This is a genomic window from Aquimarina sp. BL5, assembly GCF_003443675.1.
GTDB lineage: Bacteria > Bacteroidota > Bacteroidia > Flavobacteriales > Flavobacteriaceae > Aquimarina.
Map to the genome: position 1 here is coordinate 2,911,855 of NZ_CP031963.1, position 12,973 is coordinate 2,924,827.

A 12,973-nucleotide genomic window follows, 5' to 3' on the forward strand; every position below is an offset into this window, starting at 1 on the left:
TACCTGATGATTATATTGGCTAAGACACATTATTGCTTAGTAAACAGCATAGATTTTCTGAATTTTAACCCCTTTATGATCAGGACATACATCCCCGATTTAAGACTAGAAACATCTATGTCTGTTTCTGTATTTTCGATAAATTTCTGAAGCACAACTTTTCCTTGCATATCGGCAATTTCTAATGTTGATTTTTCCTGAGCAATACCGGTTACATTTAAGATATCCTCACTTACCGGGTTTGGAAATAACTTAATGCTCGTTAATTTATCCTCATCTATTGGTGATTTATCATCACAATTAGGAGGCGTATTTGAATTACTAAAATATATTGTAAAGCCTCCATTCTTAGAAACCATAACAAAATTAGCACCATCTTTTGCTACCCAATAAGATCCATCCAAACCACTAAATCCAGAGTTGCTAATAGTTATTTCTGGGTTACTAGTATTAAATCTAGTATTACTAAAGGGTCTTAGGTCTACATAATAATTAGGTACACCATTATTAGTATTCATTGCAAATTGATATAACCCGTTGTATTGTGGATTCCAATTAATACTAAATTTTCTGAAATTATTTAAAGCTGGTCCACCATTTCCTAAAACGTACACTTCAGAATAAGAAACACTATCGAATGCTGGCAATGCACTATTAAGTGGAGTGCCAAAAGAACAGTCATTGCCTCCACCTGTATTTTCACTTTTTACAGTAAGTGTAAAAGTAGTTTCAGTCGTTGTTCCTTCATTATCCGTAGCCACAGCTCTAAATATATGATCACCAACTGCTAAACCAGTTGTCTCTCCAGGATTAGGCGATGTACTGTGCCCCCATTCATAAGGGTCGAATCTTTCTTGTCGTACAAGACTACCATCGATATAAAGTTTTACATTATCTATGCTTCCATCACTGTCAGATGCATTTACTTTAACATAAAGACTACTATATCCTTCATCCACCGTTAGATTACCAGAAGGTGTTGCAAAAGAAACTGCAGGAGGTGTGTTACCTCCTCCGGTATCACTAGATACAGAAACATTTACATTACTAGAAGTTGTCGTTGCTCCATCATTATCCGTTGCCTTAACGGTTAAATTATAATTACCGGCTTGGGCATTATTAATTATGTAAGAATAGGGAGCATTAGTGTCTTCTCCTAATTTCGAACTCCCTCTAAAAAACTCCACTTTGGTTATCGATCCGTCAGGGTCACTTGCATTCGCATTGATCTGAATATTTGCTCCTGTATCGAAACTATCTCCATTAGAAGGAGAAGTAATACTTGCCGAAGGATTTTGGTTTCCTCCTCCCGAACAAGGAACAATATTCCAGCTTGGACAAGATTCTGTAACAAAATTTATGGTGCCATCACTCACTGGAAAATCAGGTGAATTTGGATTACGTGTATTATTCCATACATGAATTTCTGAAGGATTTCCTTGTTTTTTTCTAGCTGTTGGAATTTCGTTTGCTCTACTACCTAAATTAAAAGTATTATCAAAAATCGCATTTCTGAAACCAGTATTGAATCCAGTTCCTCTGTCTAAGAAATCTACTCCAGCATTGATGATCGTGGATCCATCCAAATTAAAAGTATTGTTATATACAAAACCATACGCTCCTTTAAGATCAATAAAGGCATCTGCACTGTTCTCTCCGGAAATACCATCTGCAGAGAAAGTACAATTACGTATAATCGTATTCTCTGTTCCTTCTTTTACATCTACTCCTTCGGCTGTAACATTAGGGCCAACAATACATCCTTCTATAGTATTATTATCACATCTAGGATTGTATTTATTATCAAAAATATCACCTGCTTGTCCAGCACTTTCGTGTTGTCCTTTATCAGATCCTACATACAAACCTTCTCCTATACCGGGTTTTTTAATTCCTACGTTATATACCTTACAATTTTTTACTAAATTGTTACTGGAGCCATCTCTTAAGTGAATTCCTTCTTCTCCCAATTCGCGAACCACAACATTTTCTATAACACCATTATTAGCATTGTCTAGAACAAGTCCTTTAGAACCTTCTTCTAATATTAAATCTTTAAGTATCCAATAATCACCTAAAATAAACATTACATATCCATCATAATCCCCATTGGTTCCTTTAAGAATTGGAGGGTTCGAAGGGTTTTGCGCTCTAATTGTTATTGGTTGTGATGCAGTTCCATTTTTATCTGAGCCAAATCTAGTTGCCTTGTTCCCAAAATTGAACTTATCAGTGGCAGTATATGTTCCTGGAGCTACTATAATTTCATCTCCAGGTTGTGCATTTTGCATAGCGTTTCTAATACAATCTACAGAATTACAGTTGATTGTTCCACTAGGACCATCAGGATCACCTCCATCATCTTCTGACCAGTTTTTAATAAGATCTTTTATATAGTCTCCCGTTTGTGTTAGCTGATCATTTTTCAATCCATTAATTCCTTTCCCTAATTCTACTACAGAAGATCTTTCTGCTCTAGTAGGATCATTATTACTAGGCTTGTCGCTAACTGACCAATTAACATGACTGATATTATTGTCTTTAAAAAATTGCATCCATCTTTCCGTTTCCGGAATTTCTAAAGCTCCATCACCACTAGCGTCTACTGCACCCCATTCTGTAGCGAATAACGCTATCCCATTATTCATCGCCGTTGTTGCTTTTTGTCTTAAACCATTTGTATGCGTTCCTGCATAAAAATGCAATGTGTATGCTGTGTTCGAATCATTAATAGGATTGTTAGAAGCAATATCGACATCCTGAGACCAAGTTGGAGAACCTACGATAATTAGGTTATCTGGATCTTCAGATCTAATGGCCGCAATTACAGTTTCTGAGTAATTTTTTACTGTTGACCAAGATTGATTTATAGGTTCATTGTAGATCTCGTAGATCACATTTGGTTGATTTCCATAGATAGAAGCCATTTCTTTAAAAAAATCTACAGCTTCAGAGGTATAATCTTCCGCTTCGTGAGTATGCCAATCAATGATTACATAGATTCCTTGATCGATAGCTGCATCAATTATTTTTCTGATTTTATTTTTTTGCAAATTAGGGCTGTCAATATAACCAGTCCCTCCATCCCAGTTTTCTTTAACACCCATTGCTGCTCGTATTATGGAGCTATTCCAATTACTTGCTAGATGCTCAACCGTCTCAGCATCATAAAAATCCGAAGTATCTCCTGCATTACTCCAAAAAAGACTGTTTCCAGCAAGACTTACTTCTTGATTGTTCTTATCAACAATCCTATTGCCTTGCACTTTTAATCTTCCATGTTTTTGGACAACTGTCTGAGCGGTTCCACCCGCCCAAATAAATAATAGCATAACTAACCAGAATAATTGATTAGCTGAAAAATGTTTCTTGTGTGTGTAGTACATTTTCATAATTAAATTTAATTGTGTGTTATTTATTATTTTTAAATCAAATGATGTATGCAACCCAAATAGCAATAACTATATAAGTTTCTATACATAATATTTACCAAAGAAGATATAGGCTAACTGTTAGTAACTGATAGTAGACAAGTAATGTCGAAGATTAACTTAAGGAAGTTTTATACTCCTTACGCTAAACGAATACATTCAAGCTGGTCTATAACCATTACTTACGAGCCAGAAATTCTTCTGGTACGATCCAATATTTAAAAAATGATATATCCAAATTCCGGAAGGGTGGGAGATAGAATTTAGAAATCGATATTTACTACTTGCTTTTTTTGTTTAATACAGGTTATTGGTTTTTGGAGCGATTAAAATTCATAGTTTTTTTAATTTTTACTTAATAATTTAATTTCCCAATTTCTGATTAAAGCCATTATTTTTTTCTCCTTTTAAATGGAGAAAACTTACAAATCTTACTATTTTACGTCCAAAAAGGGTAGTAATTCAGACGATCTTTTATTAACTTGTTTTAATTACTTTTAGTATCTAAGTCATTTATACTTTTAATTAGATGATATACTAAACATTTTACTTATTTAAGACATATATAAATCACAGTAAAAGTGTCGTAACTTAGACAATGTAATATTATAACTAAATAAGATTTCTATAATACACTTTTAGGGGTAAATAAATACAGATACTTGATTGTCAGTATTTTATTTTTCTTAAATTCAATATAAAAATTAGAACTATTACATGATCTTTACTCATACAAAATAGCTATTCCCAACTATGAATATTTAGGCCTATACGTATAATTTGATAGACCGTACTTTTTTATCGCACTTATAATCTTGGTACCCTAAAAATCAAAATCCTTCACCTCCTTTATAGGTAAGAATAAAACCATTAGTATTATTAAAAGGAGTATTGCTTCCAAAAGCGGTGTAACTATATGCAAACCGCCAATTTTTCAAAAAATAGAGTCCTACTAGTCCATTAAATGAAGAACTACTGCGATAACCAGCTCCAATCTCTATTCTATTTTTATAATTTGCAGATACATTAAAATCAAACTGAGCCGGTGCATCTTCTTCAAACTTAACCAACATACTCGGCTGTATTCGTATTTCTTCAAATCTACTGAGGTATAATCTGTAGCCTCCGTATACATAATAAGGTGTCTGAATATTTACATTCTGATCAGAAGCAATACTATCAGAAAATAAATTTTGAACCGAAAATCCAACATAGAGTTTATTATGATTATACAAAACCCCAAAACCAAAAGTTGGAACAGTTACGTTCACATCATTTTCAAAATTTGGATCGCCTTGTATATTTAATCTTGTTAGATCTTCATTAAAAAACAGTACTCCCGTAGTAAGACCAAACGACAATACATTTGGATTATAATTCCACCATCTCGCTCGATTGTAATTCTCATCCAGTATTATTTTATACGCATACGATGCAAAAAGGGTTGTTGCTGATGTCACACCGATCTGATCACTTATAAAACCTCCGCTAATTCCAACATTATCATTAAAAACACTTGTGTTAAGAATTCCTGAGAATGTTCTTGGGCTTCCTTCGAATTCATTTAGATAACCAAAATTACTTATGCTTACTTCTGTTTCTGGAGAATATCCAGAGTGAGCGGGATTTATTAATACTGGATTGTAGTAGTAATCGGAAAAAACAGGTGTTTGTTGAGCTTGTATCGCATTGCTATTTAATGACAAGATCAGTATTGTCAGTATCTGAAGTATATATTTTGTCATGTGATTATCGTTTTAAAACTAAAAATCCTTTTAGTTTTTTTAGAGAATTATTTTGGGGGATATTAATGTTGAAGAAATAAGTACCTTCTGGTAATTGGCCACCACCTAGATTGGTCAAACGGTTAGCATCTCCTCTGAAAACCCTTGAGGCATTATCATATCCAGAAATTTCGAACACCATATCTCCCCAACGATTATATATTGAAACGGTGTTTTCGGGATAGTTTTCGATACCATCGATTTCCCAAAACTCATTAATTCCATCACCATCAGGAGAAAACCCATATTTAGTATCATCATCTATTACAATTATTGGATTTTCTGTAGTAAATCTTTCCTCTATACAACTTATAGCTTCACCAACTGCATTGTACGGAATAATAGTTACAAAAATCTCAGTATTCTCTGGTAAATCAGTTGGCAAATCAAAAATAGTTACATTGTTTACATCCTGATTATTGATAATATCTGTACCGCCAGAACTTGTACCAATCGTTAATCTATATCCTGTAGCATCAGAAATAAAATTCCAAGTTACATCTGTACCAACAGAAATATCCGTAGCGCCATCCAAAGGAATAGATAAGGTAGTACAATTAGGAATAGTCGCTAATGTTTCAGTAGTAAAACTTTCTTCTACGCAACCTGTGGCATCCCCAACCGCATTATAAGGAATGACGGTTACAAAAATCTCGGTATTCTCAGGTAAATCAGTCGGCAAATCAAAAGTAGTTACATTGTTTACATCCTGATTATTGATAATATCTGTACCGCCAGAACTTGTACCAACTGTTAATCGATATCCCGTAGCATCTGAAATAGAATTCCAACTTATATCAGTCCCAACAGAAATATCCGTAGCGTCATCCAAAGGAATCGATAAGGTAGTACAACTTGGAATTGTAGTTATAGTTTCTGTAGTAAAACTTTCTTCTAAACAACCTGTGGCATCCCCAACCGCATTATAAGGAATGACGGTTACAAAAATCTCGGTATTCTCAGGTAAATCATTCGGCAAATCAAAAGTAGTTACATTGTTTACATCCTGATTATTGATAATATCTGTACCGCCAGAAGTTGTGCCAACTGTTAATCGATATCCCGTAGCATCAGAAACAGAATTCCAAGTTATATCTGTACCAACCACTACATTAGTAGTTCCATTTGTTGGAGCAGACAGAGAAGTGCAATTAGGAACAACACTAGATGTTGTTATAGTTAAAAGAAAGTTTTGTTCACTAGTACAACTCCCAGCACCATCATATATATAAATTGTAATCGGATAGCTCGGAAAATCTGCGAAATTGATTGTATCACCTACTTCATATCTTGTTCCTCCTCCATTTGTTTCAGTAAAATACGCTTCATTACCTGTCAATTGTGTCCCATTTATAGTAGGTAACGTATAAGAATCTACTTGAATTTGATCTGCCAGATCATCAACTGTAGGCCCAGCAATACCATCATCGGTAATCACCCATCCATCTGAAGAGATCATATTTGTTCTTGCTACTTCACCTTCACAATACTGGCTATTTCCTCCACTAAAAACAACATTGGGCTGAAGATTTTGAGCGTTCCAACCAATTAAAAGTGCGTCATAATTAGTTGTGGATAGGGTTACCCCTTGAAACATATTTGTAGCATCAGCAACTTGTTCGACATTCCAACTTCCAATATTTTGATCAAAAGCTCGTGCAAATGAAAACGCACTCGATAAATTAACTACATTAGAAACATCCCAATTATCCAGAGGTTGGTTAAAAATTACAGCTCCTTGAAACAAAATAAACATATTTGTTACTTTAGAAACATCCCAATTGTTTAAAGGTTGATTGAAACTAGCATTATTTTGAAACATAAATGCCATTTCAGTTACATTACTCATGTCCCAATTGTTTATATTAGAATTAAAAAGTCTACAGGTAGCAAACATTCCTGTGGTATCAGTAACATTTGACAAATCAGGAGTATCAGAGAAATTCCCGGTTAAATTAATGCATCCGGTAAAAGCTCTTCTCATAGAAGTCCAAGGGTTACTACCCCATTGTTCAATTGTCAAGATTTTGGCAGAATTGTCTGTTGGTGTTGGATTTCCATTAGTATCGAAAAAAATTCTAGGAAAATTACCAGTGATACTTACGGTATATATATCTGGAGTAACATATGTATGAGTAGCATCACCCGTTTCACCAGTAGTAGTGATCCCATCACCCCAATCTACTGTGTAGTCATAGCCTGTCCCTTCGGTAGGAATAGTAATACTTTCGTTAGTTGTGGTAGTCTGCCAAGTTGTGATAAATGGACGACCGGTCGGTGTTGTTATAGTTTCTGTAGTAAAACTTTCTTCTGTACATCCCGTAGCATCGCCAACTGCATTGTATGGTGTAATATTTACAAAAATCTCCGTATTCTCTGGTAAATCTGTCGGCAAATCAAAAGTAGTAACATTACTAACATCCTGATTATTGATAATATCTGTACCTCCAGAACTTGTACCAACCGTTAATCGATATCCCGTAGCATCAGAAATTGAACTCCAACTTAAATCTGTATTCACAGGAATATCGGTAGCACCATTCAAAGGAATCGATAAAGTGGTACAACTTGGAATGGTTGCTATAGTTTCGGTGGTAAAACTCTCCTCTGCACATCCAGCAGCATCCCCAACATCATTATAGGGTATAATTGTTACATAGAATGTTCTGTTCTCACTAAGGTCTGTTGGAAAATCATAGATGGTTACATTTTCTACATCTATACTATTGGCGATTTCGATACCTCCTTGAGTAGTACCTACAGAAACTAAATAACCAGTTGCCCCATCTACACTATTCCAGCTTAAATTTGTACCTATCGCTACATTAGTTGCTCCATTCAAAGGTTCTGAAATAGTAGTACAGGAAGGCGCAACAGCAATCAACTCTGTAGTAAAACTTTCTTCTGAACATCCAGCTGCATTACCCTCTTCATTGTAAGGAATTAATGTTACAAAGATTTCGGTGTCTTCTGGTAAATCATTTGTCAAATCATATGTAGTGACATTACCAACATCTTCATTATTTAAAATATCGCTCCCACCAGTAGAAGTACCTATAGTCAGGAAATAACCATCTGCATCCGCAATTGCATCCCAAGAAATATCTGTATCTATTAAAACATCGGTTGCACCGGTTATTGGATCTGTCAAATTAGTACAATCTGGCACTGTAGCAGGATTTGTTGATAGAGAAAATGTTTCGGCAACACAACCTGTGGCGGTACCTTCATCATTTCTAGGCTCTATAAGAACGGTTACACTGGTTGAACCAACAAGTTCATTCGCCGCAAATTCATAAGATTCTGTAGCAACTGTTACATTAGTTATTGTTCCGCTTGGTTGAAGTGTAATGGTCAGTACATATTCTGTAGCATACAGAACTGACTCCCAAACAAGGTTTGTATTTATTGGTACATCTACATCGCCGTCCTCAGGTGATGTTAGCTGTGTACACACGGGTATCGGACAATCACGAATATCTCCAGTAAATATCCAACCATACGTATCAATCATGGATTGTCTTTCTTCTATACTATCACAATACAAAAGGGTTTCAGCACCAAGATTAATTCCTGAAGTTAGTGCTTGTTCCGACCACGCTATCAATGTACTATCATAATTTTCTCTTGTTAGTGCCGTATTATCCAACATATCTAGCATATTATTAACACTACTTATATTCCAATCACCAAGAAACTGATCAAAAGAGGTGGCATTTTCGAATATAGATTGCATACTAACACTACCAATATTCCACCTGTTCATTTCCTGATTATAGCTACTGGCATTTCTAAACATGTAATCCATATTTTCGACACCACTAACTCTCCAATTATTTAATATTTGATCAAATGCAGTAGCTCCATCAAACATAAATTCCATCGTAGTCACATTTCTTACATTCCAACTGTTAATAGTTTCATTAAAGGATGTAGCGCTCTGAAACATTCCTTTCATCGTAGCTACTGAGGCCACATTCCAGGAATCCATAGTTTGATTATAAGTTATTGCATCCTTAAACATTTCTTCCATAGTCATCACAAAAGAAACATTCCAAGGATTAATATTTTGATTAAATGAGGTAGCACCACTAAACATTTCTTGCATATTCTGAGCTTCTCCAGTATCCCAATTTGATAATGCTTGATTAAACATTACCGCATTTTGGAACATATTATCAAAACGAGTTACTGATCCAACATCCCAATCATTCATAAGACTATTGAAAACGGATGCATCTTTAAATGTAGAAGACATTAAGGTAACAGAGCTAACATCCCAAGCAGAAATATCTTGATCAAACACTATTGCTCCTTCGAAAGAACTTGTCATATTAGCTACTGCACTTACATCCCAATTATTAATAGGTTGGTTAAAACTAGTAGCATTCTTAAAAATAGAAGTCATATTCACTAATGAATTAACATCCCAAGTATTAATATCTTGATTGAATGCCGTAGCACTTTCAAACATACTCGTCATGTTTGTAACATTGGTAACATCCCAATTATCCAAGGGTTGATTAAAAGCAGTTGCCATATTAAACACTCCACTCATATTCTCTACCGAGTTAACATCCCAAGCATTAATATCTTGATTAAAACTAGTAGCGTTTTGAAACATAAAAGACATACTTTCTAGACTGTTCAAATCCCAATTATCCAAAGGTTGATTAAAGGCTGTTGCATTTCTAAACATAAAAGCCATATTAGTTACATTCTCAGGAGTCCAGCTATTAATATTTTGATTAAAGGCAATTGCGTCCATAAACATCCCCATCATGTTGATCACATTACTTACATTCCAATCACCTAGAGATTGGTCAAAGTTTATATTCTTCCTAAACATGGTTTCCATATCTGTTACATTACTAACATCCCACGTATTAATGTTTTGATTAAAAGCCATATTCTGATTAAACCCATCAAACATTCTCCTCATAGAGGTTACATTCCCCACATCCCATTGATCAAGAGGTTGATTAAAGTTTCTAGTACTTAAAAACATATCACTCATAGTTGTAACATTACTTACATCCCAATCATTTAAGGGCTGATTATAATTAGACATGCCTATAAATGCTCTAGCCATATTAGTAACATTACTTACATTCCAATTATTGATGTTTTGGTTAAAACTTGATGATTCAAACATGCTTTGCATATTAGTAACTTCAGAAAGGTCAGGTGGCATAGGGTCATTAATTGCAAAATCTCTAGTATTTCTAAAGGCATCTTCCATAGATTGCCACTTATTAGTTCCCCATTGCTCAATACTGGTAAGCTTTTGTGCACTATCCCTGAAACTATTTCCAAGAATATGAGCAGGATATGTACCTATTATTGAAATGGTGTATACTCCTTCTACTAAGTAATTATGCGTAATATCAGCATTAACATTGTTATTAAACTGACCATCTCCCCAATCTACAGAATAGTCATATGTAAAATCTCTATTTCTCTGTATGGCGAATAGTCTACGGTCATCTACATCCTGAGCCAAGCTAGTGTCTATTGTAAATATAAATGCATTAGTATCATTTGTCCAATTCGGAACGACAGTAAAAGTTATTGATGTACACCCCACTGCTGGGCCATCACCATTATAAGGAACTACTAATGCCGTAACGATATCACCAGGCATAAAATCATCTACAAAATCTACAGCTACATTGTTTCCTACATCTTCATTATCTAAAACTGAAATTATTGTACCTCCTCGATCAACTGTTACCGTTACATTATATCCCGTAGCATCAGGAGAAGCATTCCAAACTAAATTAAAATTAGCGGGAACATTAGTATCACCATCTGTTGGAGATGCAAAAGTTGTACAAGTAGCAAAAGGACAATTAATAGTATCTCCTATGAATGTCCAATTAAAATTATCAATCAGATCTTGTCTGGCGATACGGCCATCACAATAGGTTAATGTTGCAGCTCCAAAATTAATATCTGACTGCACAGCTTGACCTCCCCAACCAATTAAAATCTGATCATAATTAGTTTGATCTATACCAGAATTACTAAATACATCTGTCATATTGGTAACATTAGATATGCTCCAATCGGCTATATTCTGATTAAAACTGGTAGCTCCTCCAAACAAATTATCCATTCTCACAACACTACTTGTATCCCAAAGATCTAGAGGTTGATTAAAGCTTGTAGCTTGTAAGAAAACGGCTTGTAAGTCTACTACGTTTGCAATATTCCAGTTATTAATAGATTGATTGAATTCTCTATTTCTAAAAAACATTTGAGCTATGTTTGTCACCATAGTCATATTGAATGTGGTTATCGGCTGATCAAAAACTGAAGACGAAAACATAGTTGCCATGCTGGTAACACTGCTCGTATCCCACATATCTAGCGGTTGATTAAAAGTAGTTTCTCTAGAGAAACCACCGGCAAACATTCCTGACATATCAGTAACATTACTAACGTTCCAATTATTTAGCGGTTGATTGAATTCACTCTGCTTGAACATTTCTTGCATATTAGTAACATTACTAACATCCCAACTCTCTATATTTTGATTAAATAGTGTAAAACTCGAACTACCCCCTAAAAACATTTGCCTCATATTAGTGACGTTACTAACATCCCAATTTCCGATAGGTTGGTTAAATACTGTAGCACCTCTAAACATTAAAGACATGTTAGTAACATTACTAACATCCCAAACTGAAATATCCTGATTAAAAGGAGTATTAGCAAACATTATAGACATATCAGTAACATTACTAACGATCCAGTTGGTAATATCTTGATTGAATGAAGTTGTACTAAACATGCCCGACATATTTATTACACTATTGATATTCCATAGATTTAGTGGCTGATTGTAAGTATTTGCTCTGGCGAATAAATCCTTCATGATAGTCACTTGACTAACATCCCAATTGTTGATATTTTGATTAAAAGCACTAGCTCCCGCAAAAAGACCTTCCATGTCTGTAACATTACCTACATCCCAATTATCTAAAGGCTCGTTAAACAATATGGCGCTGCTAAAAGTTCCTTTTAAAGAAGTTACATTAGACACATTCCAGCGATCAAGGGGTCTGTTAAAACTTTGTGCGCCTAAAAAAGTACCGGTTAAATCAGTAATATTACTTACATCCCAATCATTGATTATTCCATTAAATGAGCTACAGCCACGAAACATATTTGTAAGATTAGTTACTCTTGATAAATCCGGAGTATCAATTGCATCAAAATTCAAGTTTTCACACCCGAAGAATGCATTTTCCATGGTTTGCCATTCGATAACTCCCCACTCCAGAATCTCTATAATCTTTCGTCTATCTCCGGAATTATTAAAATAAATTGCTGGAAAATCACCGCTTATTTTTACAGTATAGGCTCCAGAAGTAGCATAGGCATGTGTAATACCAGCTGTTACACCCGTATCTGTAGATCCATCTCCCCAATCAACTGTGTAATTATAAGTATAGGCTGGATTTATTGGAATTGTAATCTCATTATCCGCAGAAGTACCTAGCCTTGTCGTATCCCAGATGGTGGTAAACTCTCCAACAAAACTAGTGGATTCAGATTCTTCAATAATATAATTTAAGGAGAACCCATAAGATACTGGGTTTATTAATAAACCAAAAATTAACAAATACAGTAAAGTACTCAGGTGTATTTTTTTTATCATATGAAATATTTAAAAATCAATTTTTCCCTGTAAACTGAACTAAAATGAACATTCCCTTTATATTCATCTTTTATTTACATAGGCAAAACTAG

General features: G+C 34.7%; 3 protein-coding genes. All 3 read right to left on the reverse strand.

Going from position 1 to position 12,973, the window contains the following annotated elements:
* Nucleotides 1–29 precede the first annotated feature (29 nt).
* The 3 genes from D1818_RS12455 to D1818_RS12465 all read right to left on the reverse strand — a co-directional run bounded on the left by D1818_RS12455 (nt 30) and on the right by D1818_RS12465 (nt 12,881).
* Nucleotides 30–3,392: a cellulase family glycosylhydrolase gene (locus tag D1818_RS12455; protein WP_118459330.1), complete on the reverse strand. Its 3,363-nt coding sequence runs from the start codon at nt 3,390–3,392 to the stop codon at nt 30–32.
* An 869-nt stretch (nt 3,393–4,261) separates the two neighbouring features.
* Complete coding sequence (locus tag D1818_RS12460) at nt 4,262–5,176, reverse strand: PorP/SprF family type IX secretion system membrane protein (RefSeq protein WP_118459331.1); 915 nt, start codon at nt 5,174–5,176, stop codon at nt 4,262–4,264.
* 4 nt (nt 5,177–5,180) lie between these two features.
* On the reverse strand, nt 5,181–12,881 hold the full coding sequence (locus tag D1818_RS12465; RefSeq protein ID WP_118459332.1) for a BspA family leucine-rich repeat surface protein: 7,701 nt from the start codon (nt 12,879–12,881) through the stop codon (nt 5,181–5,183).
* Between the last annotated feature and the right edge of the window lie 92 nt (nt 12,882–12,973).

What these genes read in the sequence shown, in the direction of transcription:
- D1818_RS12465 (WP_118459332.1), bottom strand. Translation starts at nt 12,881, where the DNA reads ATGATAAAAAAAATACACCTGAGTACTTTACTGTATTTGTTAATTTTT.
- D1818_RS12460 (WP_118459331.1), bottom strand. Translation starts at nt 5,176, where the DNA reads ATGACAAAATATATACTTCAGATACTGACAATACTGATCTTGTCATTA.
- D1818_RS12455 (WP_118459330.1), bottom strand. Translation starts at nt 3,392, where the DNA reads ATGAAAATGTACTACACACACAAGAAACATTTTTCAGCTAATCAATTA.